Origin of the sequence: Belliella aquatica, from assembly GCF_014637795.1 — a bacterium.
Taxonomy (GTDB): Bacteria; Bacteroidota; Bacteroidia; order Cytophagales; family Cyclobacteriaceae; genus Belliella; species Belliella aquatica.
In genome coordinates this window covers 90071-110740 of the sequence record NZ_BMFD01000009.1, presented here as the reverse complement: position 1 = coordinate 110740, position 20670 = coordinate 90071, and the positions used below count along the sequence as shown (strand labels likewise).

At 36.1% G+C, this 20670-nt stretch carries 15 protein-coding genes; 8 read left to right on the top strand and 7 right to left on the bottom strand.

The window, feature by feature from the left end; all coding sequences use genetic code 11:
* Positions 1 to 14 precede the first annotated feature (14 nt).
* The gene (locus IEV57_RS13195; RefSeq protein WP_188443514.1) at positions 15 to 485 is read right to left on the bottom strand and encodes a copper resistance protein NlpE; all 471 of its coding nucleotides are present in this window, start codon (positions 483 to 485) and stop codon (positions 15 to 17) included.
* Positions 486 to 780: 295 nt separating this feature from the next.
* On the opposite strand from IEV57_RS13195, the gene IEV57_RS13190 reads away from it, so the two are divergent.
* Positions 781 to 3564, top strand: coding sequence for an outer membrane beta-barrel protein (locus IEV57_RS13190; protein ID WP_188443513.1), 2784 nt, complete (start codon positions 781 to 783; stop codon positions 3562 to 3564).
* Between the two features lie 28 nt (positions 3565 to 3592).
* On the opposite strand, the gene IEV57_RS13185 is transcribed toward IEV57_RS13190, so the two are convergent.
* The 3 genes from IEV57_RS13185 to IEV57_RS13175 are packed head-to-tail and all read right to left on the bottom strand — an operon-like array spanning position 3593 to position 5714.
* The gene (locus IEV57_RS13185; protein WP_188443512.1) at positions 3593 to 4009 is read right to left on the bottom strand and encodes a DUF417 family protein; all 417 of its coding nucleotides are present in this window, start codon (positions 4007 to 4009) and stop codon (positions 3593 to 3595) included.
* Positions 4010 to 4021: 12 nt separating this feature from the next.
* A complete protein-coding gene (locus IEV57_RS13180) occupies positions 4022 to 4585 on the bottom strand; it encodes a GNAT family N-acetyltransferase (protein WP_188443511.1) in 564 nt (187 codons plus the stop codon).
* A 4-nt stretch (positions 4586 to 4589) separates the two neighbouring features.
* Positions 4590 to 5714, bottom strand: a complete 1125-nt coding sequence (locus IEV57_RS13175; protein ID WP_188443510.1) for a pyridoxal phosphate-dependent aminotransferase — start codon at positions 5712 to 5714, stop codon at positions 4590 to 4592.
* A gap of 222 nt (positions 5715 to 5936) precedes the next feature.
* Here IEV57_RS13175 and IEV57_RS13170 point away from each other — a divergent pair, with 222 nt between their 5' ends.
* Complete coding sequence (locus IEV57_RS13170) at positions 5937 to 6728, top strand: hypothetical protein (RefSeq protein ID WP_188443509.1); 792 nt, start codon at positions 5937 to 5939, stop codon at positions 6726 to 6728.
* Positions 6729 to 6949: 221 nt separating this feature from the next.
* On the opposite strand, the gene mgrA is transcribed toward IEV57_RS13170, so the two are convergent.
* The 3 genes from mgrA to IEV57_RS13155 all read right to left on the bottom strand — a co-directional run bounded on the left by mgrA (position 6950) and on the right by IEV57_RS13155 (position 10410).
* Positions 6950 to 7969: an L-glyceraldehyde 3-phosphate reductase gene (gene mgrA / locus IEV57_RS13165; RefSeq protein ID WP_188443508.1), complete on the bottom strand. Its 1020-nt coding sequence runs from the start codon at positions 7967 to 7969 to the stop codon at positions 6950 to 6952.
* Positions 7956 to 8990 carry a patatin-like phospholipase family protein gene (locus IEV57_RS13160; RefSeq protein WP_188443507.1) on the bottom strand — a complete coding sequence of 345 codons (1035 nt, stop codon included), beginning with the start codon at positions 8988 to 8990 and terminating at the stop codon, positions 7956 to 7958. Before IEV57_RS13160 ends, mgrA begins: the two co-directional genes overlap by 14 nt.
* An 88-nt stretch (positions 8991 to 9078) precedes the next feature.
* Positions 9079 to 10410, bottom strand: coding sequence for a YfcC family protein (locus tag IEV57_RS13155; protein ID WP_188443506.1), 1332 nt, complete (start codon positions 10408 to 10410; stop codon positions 9079 to 9081).
* A 118-nt stretch (positions 10411 to 10528) separates the two neighbouring features.
* Between IEV57_RS13155 and IEV57_RS13150 the strand changes: the two genes are divergently transcribed.
* The 6 genes from IEV57_RS13150 (at position 10529) to IEV57_RS13125 (ending at position 20660) form a co-directional block, all read left to right on the top strand.
* Positions 10529 to 11131, top strand: a complete 603-nt coding sequence (locus IEV57_RS13150; RefSeq protein ID WP_188443505.1) for an RNA polymerase sigma factor — start codon at positions 10529 to 10531, stop codon at positions 11129 to 11131.
* Between the two features lie 270 nt (positions 11132 to 11401).
* Positions 11402 to 12421: a FecR family protein gene (locus IEV57_RS13145; protein WP_188443504.1), complete on the top strand. Its 1020-nt coding sequence runs from the start codon at positions 11402 to 11404 to the stop codon at positions 12419 to 12421.
* Between the two features lie 155 nt (positions 12422 to 12576).
* Positions 12577 to 15936, top strand: coding sequence for a SusC/RagA family TonB-linked outer membrane protein (locus IEV57_RS13140; RefSeq protein ID WP_188443503.1), 3360 nt, complete (start codon positions 12577 to 12579; stop codon positions 15934 to 15936).
* 14 nt (positions 15937 to 15950) lie between these two features.
* Positions 15951 to 17495, top strand: a complete 1545-nt coding sequence (locus IEV57_RS13135) for a RagB/SusD family nutrient uptake outer membrane protein (protein ID WP_188443502.1) — start codon at positions 15951 to 15953, stop codon at positions 17493 to 17495.
* A gap of 33 nt (positions 17496 to 17528) precedes the next feature.
* Positions 17529 to 18611 (top strand): LamG-like jellyroll fold domain-containing protein, encoded by a 1083-nt coding sequence (locus tag IEV57_RS13130; RefSeq protein ID WP_188443501.1) that lies wholly within the window; start codon positions 17529 to 17531, stop codon positions 18609 to 18611.
* 87 nt (positions 18612 to 18698) lie between these two features.
* Positions 18699 to 20660: a glucoamylase family protein gene (locus IEV57_RS13125; RefSeq protein WP_188443500.1), complete on the top strand. Its 1962-nt coding sequence runs from the start codon at positions 18699 to 18701 to the stop codon at positions 20658 to 20660.
* Positions 20661 to 20670 lie beyond the last annotated feature (10 nt).

Below are 20670 nucleotides of genomic sequence, written 5' to 3'. Positions count from 1 at the left end.
AAAGAATCTTTCTTTTATTCTTTTCTAAGCTCATATTTTGATGCCAAATCTCCTGATATTCTATTCCCATCGATATCTAAGTGAAAGAGTACATTTTCACCAACAAAATATTGATTTGGGGCAGTTTCTTCATTTAAGGTAATGGTATTCCCAGCATCGTTCCAAGTGAATGTACCGCCTGTCTCTACGACCTGTTGGTCATCTTTACCCAAATAAATTACTTTTTTAACGTAAGAATTTCCACTTCCTAATTCTATAGAGGTTTGAATTCCTTCGCAGTCAGCACAAGGAAGTACTCCTGAATAAATCCCCATGTAGTCTAACGAATTAATTGCTGTATGCTCATTCTTAAATTCCTCAGAAAATTCATCAGCTTCAAAGATGGCATCATCAACAATAATTTCATCCGATTGATTTGATTTTTGACAACTAAGAATGAGAAAGATGCAAGAAAGTGTGAGACATAAATTCAATGTTTTTTTCATAGTTTTTGTGATTTTATAGGGTTAAAATGTGCATTTATTACAATCGGTAAATTTATGAATTAAACCTATTGATTTAACACGATTATTGGTCGTGATATTTAATTAATAGTGTTTGTTAGCGACATTATTTGACCTTTTATCTTGTTTTAAAGACCAGTAAAATAAACAATTCATTTCAAATATTGGTATTTGACTAGTGGTTTGCCTACTCTTAAAAGCAAACCTAAATTTGTATATCTGTTTTAAGAGAAATATTATTTCTTTTAAAAGATTCAAACCTAATATAATCAAAATAATGATTCGAGTAAGTATAATTCTTTTCACCTTCTTTTTCAGTGTCAATCTCACTTTTGGTCAATCTACAATTTCTGGAAGAGTAGTAGATAAAGTAACTAAAGAGACGCTACCAGGCGCTTATGTCTTTGTCAAATCGGAATTTGGGGAAACCATTTCTTCCACCTTTACGGATGGTGCTGGTAAATTTTCATTTCAAAGACCGACAATCAATACTTACAATGTAGAAGTGTCTTTCGTGGGATATTCAAAATTCACCAAAACAATAGAGAATTTTGATGGAGTAGATATCGGAGATATTGAGATTTCTGAGGATGGTGAGCTTCTCGAAACTTTTGAAATCAAAGCACAAGTGCTTACGGGAGAGGTTAGAGGTGATACCGTTGCTTTCAATGCCAATGCGTTCAAAACAAGACCTCAAGCAAATGCCGATGAATTGATCGGCAAAATGCCTGGAGTGCTGATTAGAAATGGAACGATTGAAGTTCAAGGTGAAATTGTCGGTCGGGTTCTAGTCGATGGGGAACCATTTTTCGGAGAAAATCCAGCCGTTGCGATGGCTAATATTCCTGTTGAAATTATAGATAAAATTGAGTTTTTGGATCAAAGAAGTGATCAAGCAGTCCTTACTGGATTTGACGATGGTAATACCACCAAAACTATCAACATTATCACTAAGAAAGAAGTGAAATCAGGTTTGTTTGGTAGGCTTTCAGGAGGATATGGAACGGATAACAATTACATAGCAACTGGCTCGTTGAACTTCTTCAATGGTACGCGAAGAACTACAGTCCTTGGCTTGACTAATAATATAAATCAACAAAACTTCTCCTCTGACGACTTGTCTGGTGCTTTGGGTGAAAACGGAGGTCAAGCAGGTGGTGGCGGTCGTGGTGGACGAGGTGGTGGAAATGCGCTTCAAACTCGTGAGCGTGATGGAATTACAGTTACCAATGCTGTAGGTGTCAATTTCTCAGATAAATTTGATGATGGAAAAGCCAAATTCACAGGTTCATACTTTTTTAATGACAATAGCAATGTCTTGAGTAGAACCTCTTCGAGAACTTACATATTACCTAGTGACAGTTTACAGCTTTACAACCAAGACACGAGAAATACCAACGAATCTCAAAGACATCGTCTGGAATTTAGGCTGGATTATGATATATCTGAGCGATCAGCCATTATTTGGAGGCCGAGACTGAGTTATGCTGTGAGTCAGTCTAGAAGTGAAACTACTGCTCAAAATTTATTTGATACGGAGAATCCTATCAATCAGATCAATAACGTCACACTCGGAGATAATAAATGGATGAGTTTTGACAACGACTTTACCTACCGCTATAAATTCGCCAAGGAAGGAAGAGTTTTATCTACAAACGTTACTTCAAGAATGAACGAGTCAGAACGAAATTCTCGTTTGACCTCAGTGAATACAGATTTTGGCACTTCGCAAGTAGATAGCTTAATTCAAAATTCAATCAGTAATTCTAATAGTTTAAATTATAGAGTTAGTCTAGATTATAGTGAGCCTTTGAGCAAGAGTTCTCAGTTGAGATTACAATACAGAATTGGAAATGATATCGGGAAAACGGATCAGGATGTTTTACAAAGACAAGCAGAATCTACATTCTTTGAACTAGACAGTGCACTTTCAAATCAATTTGAAAACAGGTATCTACAACAGCAAAGTGGAATTGGATATCGATTTAACAATGAAAAGTGGAGGATTTTCACTTCATTGGATTATGAAGTATCAAAGTTGAATAGTGATCGATTATTTCCTGGGTTTGAAAATACACAAAGAACCTTCCAAAACTTAATTCCGAGAGCTGTCATAAATTACAACATTTCAGAGCAAACAAATATCAGGTTAGATTATAGAGCGAGTACTGATGCTCCGTCAATTAGACAATTACAGTCTTTGATTGACAATAGAAATCCAATTCAGATTTTTGCAGGAAATCCAGATCTTGTTCAAGAATATGAACAAAGATTATTTGCTAGAATTAGAAGAGTGGATACAGAATCTTCTAGATCTTTCTTTATGTTCGTATCTGGATCAAAAAGAAATAACTACTTAGGTAACTCGACATTCATCGCTGCTAGGGATACATTGATTGATGGCGATGTATTACTAAGACAGGGAGGGCAGTTCAATAGACCGATCAACCTTGACGGTTTCTGGGATGCAAGATCTTATTTATCATTTGGCTTTCCAGTATCTTTAATTAAAAGTAACATCAATCTAAGTACTAGAGCAAATTATTCCAATAGACCCGGTATAATTAACGAAAGACTCAATGTCAATAAAAACACATCTTTTGGTCAAGGAATAGGCTTGAGTAGTAATATCAGTGAACGTGTAGATTTTAATTTCAATACAGAAGGAAATTATACAATGGTCAGAAGTAGTCTTCAAGAATCTTTGAACAACAATTTCTACACTCAAAACACGAGAATTGATTTCTATTGGCAATTTCTAGGAGGACTATTTATTAGCACCAATATCAATAATCAGATCTACAGTGGCTTAGGCGAAGCGTTTGATCGGTCTATTTGGTTGGTAAATGCAGATTTAGGCTATAGATTTGGATCGAACGAAAAGCTAGAAGTGAAACTCTCCATCTTTGATTTACTCAATCAAAACACGAGTATATCGAGAAACGTGACGGATGTCTTCATTCAAGATGAAAGAACACAAGTATTGACGCAATTCTTTATGTTAAGCTTAACATATAATTTAAGAAGCTTTGCCGGAGCAAGACCACAAGCGCAAGATTAATTTGATTCCAATGAAAACAAAGCCATTCCTATCTCACTGGGAATGGCTTTGTTATTTTTTCTCGAATCATTTCTTTGAGAGATTCACCAGCTAAGATAATTGCAGCAAAAGTGAGCATGATATCCTTGATGACATGAAGGAAGACCAAGGAAATAGGTATTCCTGAGCTGATTTCAAGATAGGAGAGATAAATTACGGTGATTAAGAAAAGTAATGCAGCAAGAAATCCCCCAATAGCACCTAGTTTTGGTTTTTTGAAATGCATCAATAGCAAAACTGCCGTAACAAGCACAATAGTGAATAATATTGTGCTTTGAATCCAGTCATTATTTGAAATTAGGGTATTATTAAAATTGAGTGTTCCAATAAATAGGAGGTATGCAACCATCCCAAACCGAAGTAACTTTTTCCCTATTTTTTCAATTTTAAGAATATGATCTATCATTTTGGATTTGTTTTACCACTCGTTTTCTCTTTTGATATGATTCCACTCTGATTTTAATATACTATAATAGATGGTGTCTCTTCTTCTACTTTTTGCCATCAAGGTGTGACTTCTCAATACACCTTCTTCTATAGCGCCAATATTCTTAAGCGAGGCTCTAGCTTGAGCATTCAGAACATCAGTTTTGAACTCAACTCTTTCTATGTAAAGTTTCTCAAAAGCATATTCCAACATCAGCTGCTTTACTTGACTATTTATTCCTGTCCCTTGATGTTTTTTAGCAAACCAAGTCCATCCAATTTCAATTCTTCTGTCCCTTACCGAAAAATTACCGAAGGCAGAAGATCCCACGATTTCGTTATTTTCTTTGAGCAGAATGACAAATTGAAATCTATCTTTCTTCAAAGCAGGTTTTACCCAATCCTTAAATTCTTCAAAATCAGATAAGTCATGTGTATAGAATTTCCAAGCGTTGGAATCTGCTGTCAATTGGTGCAAATTTTCTAAATCCGAATCTTTAATTGGGCGGAGAATAATTGTCTTGTTCTGTAAAATCAGATTAAAATCGATTTGCATAATATTAAGTATAAAGTTCTGTGATTGCCTTGTTGAAAAATGCAACTTCTTCAAGTGTTCCGGTGCTAATTCGACACCAATCTGTGTATGGAGGAAAAGGACGACCTACTATTATGCCTTTTTTTAGCATTTGTTCTCCCAATTCGATCACATTTCGCTTTGCATCAAAAAACACAAAATTTGCTTGTGAAGGAAGGTAAGAAAGGCCTAGGTTGTCTAAAGTGATTTCAATGGATTTTCTAGCTTCGAGATTTTTCTTTAAGCTAAAATTATAGAATTCCTCATCTAGCAACGCCGCTTTTCCAGCTTCTATTGCCATCATATTGGTATTTGCTACAATTCTTTCTGAAAGCTTTTCAGCAATTTCAGGCTTTGCAATCAAATACCCAATTCTTATTCCTGCGAGCCCATAGACTTTTGAAAGCGTTTTGGACACAATAACGTTTTTCCCTTTTTTTACTAATTCTACCATCGAAGGGTAATTAGGTTCTTCTATATAATCATAGTAAGCTTCATCGCTAAACACGATTGTTTTATTGCTAACAGATTCACAAAAATCCATAACTTCTTTTGCGGGCAGGAGCTTTCCTGTTGGGTTATTTGGATTGCATAGGAAGACTAACTTGGTGTTTGAGTTGATTCTTTTTTCTATTTCTGGCAGGTCAAAGTTCATCTCTGTGTCAAGAGGAACCCAATTTATCTTGGCACCAAAAACTTCAGAGTAAGTCATCATGGATAAAAAGGTGGGTAAGCCTGAAATGATTTCTCCGCCATTACTAGCGTAAGTAATTCCCGCAATTTTCAAACCCTCTGTTGACCCAGCTGTCAGAACAATATGGTCAGTTGGAACCCCTTCTTTTTTGGCTATTAATTCCTGAAGGCTTGAATTGTAGGCCCATGGATATCTACAAGAGAGGTCAAAACTATTTTCCATCGCTTTTCTCATTTTTAGAGAAGGTCCGTATGGATTTTCATTGCTACCAAGACGAATGAGATCGGCGAGTGGACGGGGATTAAAATGCTCCTCTTCATAAGAAGTTAAGGCAGCTATGGCTCCAGACCCACCCAATAGTGCCAATCCACTTGTCAAACTTGCATTTTTAAGCCATTGTCTTCGGGATAGTTTCATATTGTTTTAGAAATATTTTTTAAAAGTTAAGGATATCAAAATTTTATTCCTATGAATTTTTTGAAGGATTTTTCTAAAACATTAATTTTTTGATTTTCATAAGTTTTGAATAAATAGTATTGTACATTAAAAAAAGACTGATAAAATTATTTTTATCAAAATTATATTCTTAAATTTTATGATATTCAGATATATTGATAATAACCCTAAATAATAAATATTATGAAAAAGTCAGTTTTATCATTGATTGTAGGAATAATCCTAATCGGGAGAGTATATGCTCAGGAGACAAAATATTTGGTATTTGAATTTATCAAGGTTGAAACTTCTCAAATGTATGACTTCATTGAGCATAAAGACTTTATGGAAAAAGTATATCAATCAGCAGTCAACGATAACAAAATTCTAGGCTGGGATTTTTGGTCTTTGCAATCTGGTGCCGACGAAGGAGAGTTTCAATACATCACCATTACATATTTCAAGGATCCTGTGACGATGATGAAAGGATTGACAAATGAAGATATCATCAAATATTATATGATTGCAAATCCACATTTGACTGAAAAGCAAGTAAGTGACAAACTTGAAGCAGCTTCATCAACACACGACCTAGCACAGAGGTCTTACATGCAGCAAGTTTCTAGTACAAAAGATAATTTTAAAATGAAGAAAGGTGTGTTGGCTTCATTCGACTTGATGAAGGCAGTTGAAGGAAAATTTCTAGACTATGAAAATGCTGAAAAAGAAGTTTTTATGCCTATTCATCAAAATAGAATCGAAAAAGGATTGATGGGAAGTTGGACTTTGTTAAGAACAGCATTACCATTTGGCAGCGAAGCCAAATCTACCCATCTGACGATGAATATGTATGCAGATTATGTGCAGTTTTTCAATGCCTTAGAATATGATGAAATGGAATCTACAGTCGAACAAAGAACAGCAGTAGAAAAAGGCTTAAAATCAAGAGATCAAAAGTGGGTCTATCTTGCAACCCTCCAAAGCCTAATTAGATAATATGTATATCCGCTTTTGCACCAGTAGCCATTTATTATATTGTATGAAGTTCATTTCAATCAGCTGTGGTCAGTTGACTATTGACTGTAAGCGATTATTCGCATAATTATAAGTGAAATATTCACATACTGGTGTCATTGCGGATAATCATATTAGATAATCGGAAGGATGACTTTAAATAATTAGCCCCTCAAAATTTGAGAGGCTATTTTTTTAATGGTTCATTTTTCAAGAATCTTATCAATTGCTTGAATCTCCTCACTCGAAAAATTAGTATTTAACAAGGCTCCCACATTGTCTTTAAGTTGGCTTGCTTTGCTGACCCCCACTAGGACAGAAGTAATTCTCGTATCTTTGAGGAGCCAAGAAATTGCCATCTGGGCTAATGATTGATCTCTTTTTAAAGCGAGATTATTTAAAGCCTCGATTTTACTGATGAGCTTTGGGGTAATTTTGTCTTCTTGTATATACCTTCCATCTTTAGCAATTCTGCTATCTTCGGGAATTCCTTTCAGGTATTTATTTGTCAAAATCCCCTGTTCTAGAGGAGAGAAAGCAATTGCGCCAATCCCTTCATTTTCTAAAGTGTCTAAAAGGCCACCTTCAGCCCATCGATCCATCATGCTGTATCTCGGCTGATGAATCAAACAAGGTGTTCCCAGACTTCGCAAAATCTTGGAAGCCTTAAGTGTATCTTCAGCACTATATTGGGATATTCCGACGTAGAGTGCTTTTCCTTGTTTCACAATCTGGTCTAGCGCACCCATTGTTTCCTCCAATGGAGTGTCTGGATCAGGACGGTGATGATAAAAAATATCTACATAGTCTAAACCCATTCTTTTTAAACTTTGATCGAGTGAGGCAATAAGATATTTTTTGGAGCCAAAATTCCCATAAGGACCAGGCCACATATCCCAACCTGCTTTGGTAGAAATAATTAATTCATCTCGATACATTTCAAAATCCTTTTTCATAATTCTGCCAAAAGTCTCTTCTGCAGAACCATAAGGAGGTCCATAATTATTAGCTAGATCAAAATGGGTAATTCCTAAATCAAATGCTTGACGAAGTATTTTTCTGGCACTGGTGAAATCAGCATTGTGCCCAAAGTTATGCCAAAGACCAAGGGAAATCTCAGGAAGTAATAGACCACTATTTCCAGTTCTTCTGTATGACATATTTTCATATCTTGAGTTGGCTGGATGGTATGGGATTAAAGGTTCAAGATCATTGATCTTCATAAGATTGATTTTTGATAAGTTTATCTACAAGATTATTGATTTTCATGGAATTATCTTTGACATATCGGATAGCATCTTCTCTCAGCGCTTTCATATTTGATTTGCTAGCGTCATCCATGGTAGGTTTTGCGTGAATCAGTTCAGGTTCAATTCGGATGAATCCTTCATTATTATTACCTGCATCAAAAAGCCATTCTAGTTGATGCGAAACCGTCTCAGAATTCCCAGACATCATGACGTCAATAAGAGGTTTTATCCATTGTGCTAGTCCAAAATTCTTTGCTTTGCTGTATGGGATTTCTTCTTTGACAGAACCAGTTCCAAGAGACAGCATCAACATATTTTTAGATGTTGGATTAACAATATCTCCAAAAGTACATTTTCTAGCTTCTGCATAAGCACACATTGCAGGATTATTCGCAAAAACACCGCCGTCTATCAATGGATATTTTGAGCCAAATCTGGATTGGATTAATGCTGCTTCAAAATAAGTAGGAGCAGCAGCTGTGGCCAAGGCAAGATCCTTGACATAAAAATCATGTGTTTCATCTTGGCATGCGTATCCATGTTTGAAAAACTTTGCTTTCCTACTTTCTATGTCATATGAAGTAAAAAGACACGGCTTCATCAATTCACTTAAATACACATCACCAAAATAAGTTTGTAAAGCTTTTTTCAAATTTGTATTTGGATATTTTTCTTCTCGAATTCCAAAAACAGATTTTAATTTGTGCCCAAGTGATTTGCTGAAGATAGATTGACCATTTTCAAGGTAAAGGTTGACTACTTCTTTCATGGTAAATTTGGGCCTTGTCGGATCAATTTCATCAGGCATAAGCATTCCACAACCCAAAATTCCTCCCGTGCTGGTACCAGCGACAAAATCAATGTAATCCACAACTCGAGCTTGTGGATTTTGGGTTTTTTCTTGGATTTTTTCTTCAATCAATTCTAAAATTGTTCCTGGGATTATCCCTCTGATTCCACCTCCATCGATGGATAGTATGGCTACTTGTTTCATTTCTTAAAAATTTATTTAGGTTAGAAAATATAATTAGAACCTCCTTAAAGTTAGTAAAAACAAATATAAATACTAAATATTCAAGTACTTATAAGAGGTAAATACCGAGGATGACTGACGTCGAGGCGATAATAAAAAGTACCAAGATTGGCTTCCAAGCATATTGAATCCACTCCTTGTAAGAAATCCCTGCTGCTGCCAAAATCGCCATCAAGCCTCCATTACTCGGGGTGACCATATCCATGATTCCAGCGCCGTATTGATATGCTAATACAACGACCTGTCTCGATATTCCGATCAAATCTGCAATGGGGGTCAACAGTGGCATAGTCAAAACTGCTTGTCCCGAAGTACTTGGAACAGGTATATGTAAAATAGCTTGAGCGAGCATCATACCAAATGCTGAAAGTGCGAGTGGTAAATTTTCTAATGGATTAAATAAACCATAGATAACCGTGTCAATGATTTGACCCTCTTGAAGGACGAGATAAATACTCCTAGCAAGTCCCACAATAATCCCTGCAAAAACCAACTCTGCAAATCCCTCGGAATAGGCACGAGCTGTCCCATTGATTCCTAATTTACCAATAATACCTGCGGCTAAACCCATTGCGAAGAAGATTGCAGACATTTCATTGTAGTCCCATTCCCAATTGGTCAAGCCATAGATCATAACTGTAAATGTCAAAGCAACAAGTAAAAGTATAATGCTATGAGAATTCGATAATTTTGCTGGCTTATCACTTTTTATTGGTTCAAGGTTGTTTTGATCTTTTCCTGTTCGGATGATGTAGATGATCCAAAAACTCAATGCTAAATTTAGGAAAACCATTCTATACATACCTCCAGAGAAAACAGGTACTTCAGCAACTTTTTGTGCAATGATTACTGAAAATGGATTGGAGGGTCCAAAAGATCCGCCTATCAAAGCTGCCCCTAAACTAATTGCAACTCCAGCAATTTTGGTATAGCCAATTCTTTTTGTCAAGATCATCAAAACGGGCACCATAGCAATGATCTCTTCTTGTAGTCCATTAAGTGCTCCTGCAGTACCGAAGAGAACTCCCACAATCGCAAGGAGTCCAGCCTTGGCTTTATCGAAACGAAAGATTAAGCTTTCCAATCCAGCTTGAAATGCCCCTGTTTTATCCACTACATAAAATGCTCCGCCAATAATCAGAATCAATACCACCACTTCGGCACCTTCTATAATTCCTTCAGGTACATTTAAAAAAGCCTTTCCTATACTTACGGGAGATTTTTCAACATATTTGAAACTTCCTTCCACGACGATCTCCCTATCCGTCCCCTCATCCAATATCCTATCAAAAGAGCCAGCAGGGATGATATAGGTAAGTATAGTTGCCAAACCAACAAAGGCCAGCATAATAATCATAGGGTGTGGAAATGAAAGTTTCATAGCTTGGGAAAGGAACAAATGATCCTTAAAATTAATTGTTTTAATGTCTTATGGTCTCAAATTATAAATTAAATGACTAATTTTATTCAAAATTAAATTTGTTATAATCCCCAAGATTATGGTAAATGAAAATAAACCCTATTATTACAATATTTTTCCAGCAAACGATTCACCATCTGTAAGCAAAACATCCGACTCTGACATTTGGGATGCTTTTAGAATGGGAAATGAATCTGCTTTTATTTCTATTTATCAGATGCATTTTGATAATCTATTTGCATATGGATTCAAAATTTGCAATTCTGAAGCTATGGTGAAAGATGCAATTCAAGATTTATTTATTGAACTGAGAAAAAACAGATTAAAATTAGGACAAACCACTTCTATAAAGTTCTACCTTTTTAAGTGTATTAAAAGAAAGTTGATTAAAGAGGAAAAAAAGTGGTATTCAAATTTGGAACATATTGATTCTAATTATTTTTTCGATTTTAGTTTTTCTCCAGAGGAGTTGTTGATCAACAGACAAATTGATGAGGAAAAGTCAAAAAAACTAACAAAAGCGATTCAACAGCTAAGTCCACGGAAAAAAGAGGTTGTCTATTATTATTTTTATGAAGGGATGACCTATAAAGAAATCCAAGAGATTATGAACTTAGACAATATCAAATCAGTAAGAAATTTGATTTATAGATCCTTAGCTTTTTTGAGGAATATTTTGTGAAAAAGGTTAATCCTATTTGAAATTTTAAGCATATTATTTTTTATCAGAACCCATTTAATTTAACTAAGTACTCTCTTTGGAGCTGAGGATGCTTTTGTATTTCTATACTTAATCATTTTAAACGCATCTCTGAGAACATGAATTTTCATAACTGCGTCATTACTGTAACCCTGTTATAAATTTTTTTTTCAAAAACGATGGTGTCATTTCATACATTTTTGTCTTTACACTTAAAAGGGGCTTTTTTAAAGTAATTAACACACATCATACATGTATACAAGAGAGTTTTTTTTAATGAATCCGGAATTTATCCGCTGGGTAAAATCATCAGATGAAGACCTAGAGATTTATTGGAAAAATTGGTTGGAAGCAAACCCAGAGTCTTTGCAGGCTTTGACAGAGGCAAGAGAGTTGGTAAGGGGGATCAAGTTTGAAAACAAAGCTCCGAGTAAAGAATTGGAAAATCAAATCTTGTCTGAGATTTTGAAAGAAACTGCTTATTCGGACAAGAATCAAATAGTCATCAAGGAGAAATCCCTATTTGACGTCCGCATATTATTTAAAGTAGCGGCAGTTTTTGTTCTTGGGATTTTGTTGTCTTGGTATTTCTATCCTAGGAATGAAGAGATACCAGTAAAAAGCAACATTGCCTATCTTGAAAAAGCTGCAGGCCTTGGAGAGAAGCTTAGTTTTGCACTGCCTGATGGGACGCGAGTTTGGTTGAATTCAAACAGCAAATTAGCTTTTCCTTCGCTTTTTGATGATTCGACAAGAACAGTGGAGTTGATCGGAGAAGGCTATTTTGAAGTTGCAAAAGATGAAAATAAGCCATTTAAAGTCATAACGAATAATAGTATAACCACAGCTATAGGGACATCATTTAATATCAACAGTAAATCAAAAGACAAACTAAAAATATCTTTAATAACTGGAATTGTAGCTATTGAAGACATGGAATTAAACATAGAAAATAAAATTCTTCAACCGACCGAGCAAATCTTAATTAACAAGACTTCTAAAAATTTTGAAATTAGAAATTTCGAAATAGAAAGTGAGATTGCTTGGAAAGAGGGCAAGCTTGTTTTTGAGAATAATACTTTCGATGAAGTCATCCAGAAATTGATAGAGTGGTATGGCGTTGAATTTTCCTTTGAAAACACGAAGAATGTGAAATGGAATTTTTCAGGAGAGTACAAAAATCAATCACTAGAGTTGGTGCTTAAAAGCATGTCGTATGTTGAGGATTTTGAGTTTGAAATAAAAGAAAAACAAGTGAAAATTAAATTTTAGAACTATGATAAAGATACACCAAGAGTAAAAAGAAGGCCAATAGATAATGAATATCTACCGGCCTAGTTTAGGTTTTGATGACAAAAAACATTGGGGAATGGAATCATCATCAGACCTAGCTATCGAATCGTTCAATTCAATAAACCATGAAAAATATGAAAAAAAATTTAACTAATGTCATTTATATGTTTTCCAAATATTTCATATATGGATTTGCATTTCAGTTATTGACGTTCAATTTTGTTTTTGCAAGCGCCGCAAATGGTCAATACAAGCCAATTGATCAAGTAAACGTTGAGGTAAACAAAGGGAGTCAAAGTCTAGGTCAATTCTTCAATCAAGTAGAACTTCTTACTCCATACTCTTTTTCTTTTGATAGGAAAAATATAAATCTTGATTCAGAAATTTTGATTTCAAAGAATTCAGGAACCGTTGAGTCATTTTTGATTGAAGTAGCGAGACAGACTTCTTTGTCATTTCGCCAAATCAACAATAGTATTGATGTCAAAAGAGATAGAAAAAGTCTTAACAAGGCGGTTACTATCGCAGAAGAAATCACTATTTCAGGCACTGTAGTTGACCCTTTGGGGGAACCTTTAGCTGGAGTAACTGTAGTGATAGAAGGAACAACAAGAGGAGCAGTCACCGATATGGATGGTAAATATTCCATTACGGTAGAAGAAGGGCAAACGCTAGTTTTTTCTTTTGTTGGCTTTGAAAAGCAGAGTTTTGTAGTTGGCAATTCCAATATTATAAATGTTCAAATGCGAGAAGACCAAAGCTCTTTGGATGAAGTGGTCGTCATCGGATATGGTACACAGAGGGAGAGAGATTTAACATCTTCAATTTCAACCGTCAAAACGGAGGACATTGTCAAGACACCTAATGCTCAAGCTATGCAATCATTACAAGGTCGGGTAGCAGGGGTCCAAATTGTTTCTAACGGTGCACCAGGCGCATCACCAACTGTAAGAGTTAGGGGTGTTGGATCATTTGAAGGAGGAGGAGCGCCGCTTTACGTGGTTGATGGGATGTTTTTTGATAATATAGATTTCCTCAACCCTGGAGACATCGAAAATATTTCAATCCTTAAGGATGCCTCTGCTGCCGCAATTTATGGTGTGAGAGCAGCCAATGGAGTAGTTTTGATAGAAACTAGATCGGGTGAATACAATCAAAAAGCTGAAATTATATATGATGGTTATGTGGGAATTCAAAATCCACAAAACGTCCTAAGAATGGCTAATGCCCAGCAATTTGTGGGATATATAAATGAAACAGGAAGTGCACCTGACATTGCTTTTGTAAACAATGCTATACAACGTTATGGAAGAAGTAGAATTGATCCAAGTTTACCAAATGTCAATACAGATTGGTATTCACAAATCATGAGTCCTGCATCTATTCAGAATCACTCACTTACTTTCAATGGGGGAGGTGATAGAACACGTTATTCTATAGGTGGGAGCTACTTCGAACAACAAGGTCTATTGAATGACACAAGAAATGAATATAAGAGGTTAAATTTTAGAGTTAAATTGGATTCTGATTTAAGAGATTGGCTTTCTGTAGGAGGAAATATCAACCTCAGTACAGCGAGACAATATAATGCAGACAACGGAGCTTGGTTTAGATCATATTTTGCTGTTCCGATCCTTCCTGTTTATGATCAGTTGAATACAGCCGCTGAGCCTTTTGGTCTTTCAAATGCCCAGCAGCTTGGCTATAGAGGAAACCAAAATCCTTTCTATAGCTTGCTTTATTCGGACAACAGAAACAACGTAGCGAAGGTGATGGGTAATTTCTATGCAGATTTTGAAATTATTCCTAACAAATTGAAATTCAGAACGGCATATAATTACAGTATCGATGTAATCAATTCCAGAAGTGTGAATTTCTCCTATAACGATGGTGTGACTGAAAATCAGTCAGGAATGAGTAGAAGGAATTTTGCTGCTTACAATCAAATAGTAGATAATTTCTTTACCTACACAGACGGATTTGGCAAGCATAGCTTTACAGCTGTTTTAGGTCAATCTTTCAGAAGTGAATACAACGAGGTACTTTTTGCAGCTGGACAAGGTTTGAATCCAGACCCAAATAGAGACCAAGAGCAATTTTGGTATTTGTCGAATTCTACAAATTTCAATTTAAACGGAATCGGAGATGGTGGAGCCAAATTAAACTTCCTTTCTTATTTTGGTAGAGTTGCCTATAACTATGATGACAGATATTTACTTTACGCTACTTTAAGAAGAGATGGGAATAATAAATTTCAGGAGAAGTGGGGTAATTTCGCAACTTTTGGAGCAGGTTGGGTAGTGACATCTGAGAAATTCTTTAACGTTAGTGGTGTTGATTTCTTGAAATTTAGAGCTTCTTGGGGTCAATTGGGGAATGATGCAATAAACCCATCAGTTGGAAGACCTACTTTCCAAGAAAACAGTGTTGCAATCAATAATGCTTTGTTGTTTGGGAGAAGACTAAACCCAACTTTTGATTTGATAGACAGATGGGAAACAACTGTTGAGACGAATATTGGTGTGAATGCAAGATTTTTAAATGACAGATTGTCTTTAGATGCAGATTACTTTATTCGAGATACAAGAAATCTAGCAGTCCAAATTATACCTCCTGTATTCAGAGCATTGGAAAGAAGAAGTGTGGGACAGATTAGAAATCAAGGTTTAGAAATTACCTTAGGATGGGATGATCAAGTCACTGAAAATTTCTCTTATTATGTTTCTGGTAACCTCGCTACTTTGAAAAATTCTGTTTTAAGCTTGGGAGGACCGGAGTATTTGGATGGAGGCTCTGCTGAGTTTCGTCAGAGGTCTATTGTAGGACAGCCATTTAGAGCTTTCTTCGGATATGAAGTTGACGGAGTTTTCCAAAATCAAGCTGATATTGATAACAGCGGTTATTCTCCAGAATTTATAGCAGAAAATAATTTTCAACCAGGTGATTTCAAATTTAGAGATTTGAACGGAGATGGTATTGTCAATGATTTAGATAGAACTGTTTTAGGATCATTCTTACCTGAGCTTACTTATGGTTTGAATGCTGGATTTAGATATAAGAACTGGGATTTTTCAGCGCTATTTCAAGGACAATCTGGATTCAGTATCCTCAATAGAAAAAGAGGTGAAATCATTTTTACCAATGATACTAACATCGATGCGGAGCTTGCAGATAACTTATGGCGTGGAGAAGGAACTTCCAATAAATACCCTTCTGCAGCAGGTTTGAGAAAAGGATGGAATCAGAATATGAGCTCCTACTTTGTGGAAGATGGTTCTTATTTTAGAATTCAAAACGTACGAGTTGCTTATTCGGTAATTGACAAATTACTTTTTGGGCTACCTATGCCGGAAACAAGAATCTCTTTCACAGCAGAAAGACCATTGACAATGTTTAGTTACAATGGTTTCAATCCTGAAGTAGCTGATGGAATAGATAGACAAACCTATCCAATTCCTGCAGTTTACACAGTTGGGTTAAATGTTAAATTTTAAAAAGGAGACCTATCATGAAAAATAATAAATTTATAAAAAGTGGATTAGCATTGATCCTAGCAGCAATGTTTAGTATCTCTTCATGTTCAGATTTGCTTGACGAACCACTTCAAAATCAGATCATAGCTGACGGAACAAATTATTCTCAATCTGAGAATATGATTTTGCTTTTGTATGGAGCATATGCAGAACTTTATAGTCTACAATGGGAGTCATTTCCTATCATCTCTGTACGTGGAGATGATGTGACACCTGCTGGAGATCAGTTTCCTTTGACAGAGACAGATCTTTTTAGATATGACCGAAGCTTTTGGATGTACAACTCTACCTGGTTGAATCTGTACACAGACATTCTTTATTGGAATGGTGCGATGGAGGAGATCAGGAAGTATCAAGAAGCTGGTGCGAGAGCCGAAACAGCTGAGCAATATATTGCAGAAGTTAAGGTAATGAAGTCTTTCGAGCTACTTCAATTGGCTAGATTATGGGGAACAATTTTGATCCCAAATAGCTCACAGCCAAGTGACTTGTTTAATGTGGAATTATCGAGTTTTGATGAGGTTATGGAATATATATCATCTCAAATGGATGAAGCAATTCCTAATTTACCTAACGTTCATCCAAATCAAAGATCTGATATAAGAGGTGGAATGACTAGAGCAACAGCCCTTGCGATCAAAGCGCAAGCAAATCTCGAATTGAAAAACTGGCAAGAAGTAGCTGAAGCTACAAGTGAAATCATCAGTTCAAATCAATTTGCTTTAGAACCCGATTATTATCAATTATTCAAAGTTCCAGGAAAGTTAAATAGAGAAAATGTATTTGAATTTCAATACTCAGATTTTGGAACCGCTACAGGTACTGTGACAAGATATCTTTGGGATTTCTTTGGTCCTGCAAGTTGGACACCTACTGTTGCAGGTGCTTCTCAAGGATGGGGTTTTTGGTCTCCAACGACCAAATACATAAAGTTTATGTTAGACAGAAATGAAAGAACGCGTCTAGAAACGACTGTAATATTTACTCCTGATGGGATTGCTGAGATAGAGTCAGATCCAAACTATTCTAACCTGCCTAATTGGATATCTAATGTAACTCCAGATGGTGACGTGTTCAACAATCATCCTCGATATAATTTCATGAGTGGAAAGCATTATTTACCTTCCACACAGCTGACTCCAGGTAGATTCTCTTATGGAGAAAACAAGAATCTAACAGTAATACGATACTCAGAAATATTATTGATGCATGCAGAGGCGATTGTAAATGGCGCCAATACTTCCTCAATCTCGGCAACCGCTGCTGTGAATTTGGTTAGAAATAGAGCGGGTTTAGGGCCTGTCAGCATGGTTACGCTTGAAACAGTGCTTGATGAGAAATTTGCAGAATTTGGAATGGAATGGGGTATTAGGTTTTACGACCTAATGAGATACAACAGAGGGAGTGAGTTGAATTTTGGAGGAAGAAATTTCCAACAAGAATTTAACAAATACTTACCATATCCTTTAGAACAACAAGATATTCTTCCTCAATTAACGGCTAATACGCCGCAAGGATAATATTTTGATTCCATCACATTTAAATAAATAAAAATGAAAAAGTTAAATATTTATATCATCGCAATTGCTCTTTTTGCTTTCGGATGCGATGCCACATATATAGATGATATTGTCCCTGTTGCTGTAGGTCCTGACGAGGAAGCTCCCGAAGTAGTCATCAATTTTCCGTTGGATGGGACGCAAATTAGAGTTCCTGAAGCAGTCACAAACCTAAATATTAATTTTGAAGTGTCTGATGACATCGAAATTGAGTCTGTAATTGTAAGACTGAATGGAACTGAATTACTACAAGTGACAGATTTTCTTGATTACAGAAGGTTAGTCCGAACGTTCAACTATGATCAATTAGGGAATGGAGAACATATACTTTCTATTGAAGCAAAGGATCTTTCAGGTAAGACCACAACCGAAACGGTAATTTTTGAAAAAATAGAGCCTTATGATCCTGTTTATGATGGGGAAATCTTTTATTTACCTTTCGACGGGGATTATTTAGAGTTAGTCAGTGTAGAAGAAGCGGCGATCAATGGTTCGCCAGGCTTTGCTACAGGAATAAAAGGAAGAGCTTATCAAGGTAGTAGCAGTGGTTACCTCACATTCCCAACAGAGGGTTTGAGAAATCAAGAGTTTTCAGCAGCGTTTTGGTATAAAGTAAATCCAAGCCCAGATAGAGCGGGAATATTGGTTATGGGTCCACCTGATCCAAATAATCCCACAAATCAAAATTTCAGGAATCATGGCTTTAGATTATTCCGAGAAGCAGCTGGATCCATGCAAAGAGTCAAATTGAACGTAGGAAATGGATCAGGTGACAACTGGTTTGATGGTGGTGCAGCAGCTGATATTGACCCAAGTAAAAATGAATGGGTGCATATTGCCATTTCAATTTCAGGATCAAGAGCGGCTGTTTATTTAGACGGTCAAGTTGTCAGTCAAGGAACATTTCCAGGTATCGATTGGACGGGATGTGATCTTTTATCAATTGGATCAGGAGCTCCTCGTTTTTCAGAGTGGGGGCATTTGTCTACGCAAAGCTTGATAGATGAATTGAGGATTTTCAGTAAGGCTTTAACCCAAGCTGAAATTCAAGCAATTATTGATACTGATAGACTTTAATTACAATAGTTCAGTAGTTTAAATTTTATTAAACAGAGAGGGTTGGGACATATCCTAACCCTCCCTTTTTTATACAGCCAATCAATAATGCTCAATAAAATCTCCTTTATTCTAATTTTATCTATTGCTCTTTTCTCGTGTAAAGAGGAAGATAGCTTCCCTGATATTTCTTTGGAAAAATTTGAATCGGGTGCTGAAGAACTTACCCAAGAAGATGGGTATTATATCAATGTCCCATTAGATAGAGCGCTATCTTTTAGTTTTTCTGGTCCGTTAGATCTCAGGTCAATTTCCAGTGGAATTACATTTACAAATGAAAATGGGCAAAACGTAGGTTTCACAACATCTTTAATTTCAAATAACCGTAACCTTGTTATTTTTCCAGCTGGAGTACTGTCAGCATTTTCGAGATACAAAATTGAGTTTTCCAATCTGAAAGGAGCTAATGGTGAAAATGTACTTAATTCAACCATTAATTTCAGGACACTTCAAAACCGAGTTTCTTTTATAAAATTTACTTCAGAGGATGCTTTGGTGACAAATTTTGGCAGAATTATCAATGTACCTCTTGATTTCAGTGTAGAAATGGAATTATCACATAAGATATTGACAGATCAAGTGCTTTCCGATAAAATCACTTTAGTCGGTCCTACTGCCACCCAACTTGATTTTGAAATAGTAGAAAACAAAATAAAAATAAATTCAAATATTAGACTTAAAGATTTTTCTAAATATGAACTTAGGATTGCCCAAGGCATTGAAAGTGTTGCAGGAACATTAGAAGCGCTTACACCAACAAATGTTTTCACAAAACCGATTGCCGAAGGAAGTAAATTCCCACAGATACCAATTGATCAGCTTTTGACTAAAGTTCAAGAACAAACCTTTAGATATTTTTGGGATTTTGGGCATCCAGCTAGTGGAATGGCCCGAGAGCGAAATACTTCAGGAAACCTTGTGACTGTTGGTGGTTCTGGATTTGGTGTAATGGCCATCTTGGTAGGCATTGAAAGAGGTTTTATTAATCGGACTGAAGGAGTTGAGAGATTAAAAAAGATTGTTGATTTTTTGGAAGCAGCAGATAGATTTCATGGTGCTTGGCCACATTGGTTTGACGGAAATACTGGAAGGGTTTTACCATTTTCTCAGTTTGACAACGGAGGAGATTTGGTAGAAACTGCTTTTATGATTCAAGGTTTGCTAACAGTCAGACAATATTTGGATGCATCACACCCCATTGAAAAATCCATCATCGATCAGATTACGAAGCTTTGGGAAGAAGTAGAATGGTCATGGTATACAAGAGGTGGTCAGGACGTTTTGTACTGGCATTGGTCGCCCCAACACGAATGGGCGATGAATTTACCAATCAGAGGATACAATGAATCACTACTTGTTTATGTACTTGCTGCTGCTTCACCCACTCACCCAATTACAAAAACAGTATACGATAATGGTTGGGCAAGAAATGGATCGATGAGAAATGGGGGGACTTTTTATACACACCTTTTGCCACTTGGAGAGAGTTTTGGTGGTCCTTTGTTTTACTCTCATTATTCTTTTTTGGGTCTAGACCCAAGAAATCTTTCTGATCAATATGCCAATTATTGGACCCAGGGAAGGAATCATACTTTAATAAATAGAGCCTATTGTGTTCAAAACCCTCAAGGCTTTGCAGGGATTTCAAATTTTTCGTGGGGACTGACTGCAAGTGATAATCATTTGGGATATTCTGCACATTCACCCACCAATGATTTGGGTGTAATTACTCCAACAGCAGCACTTTCATCCATGCCTTACACTCCTGAAGAGTCCATTCAGGCTTTGGAATTTTTTTATTATAAAATAGGAGATAAGCTATGGGGAGAGTATGGTTTTTATGATGCTTATAATCAAACCGAAGATTGGGTTGCAGACTCTTATCTCGCGATTGATCAGGGCCCCATTATTATCATGATAGAAAATCACCGGACTGCATTGCTTTGGGACTTGTTTATGCAAGATGAACAAGTGAAAGCAGGTTTAGATAAATTAAATTTCAACTATTAAACCCCAAATT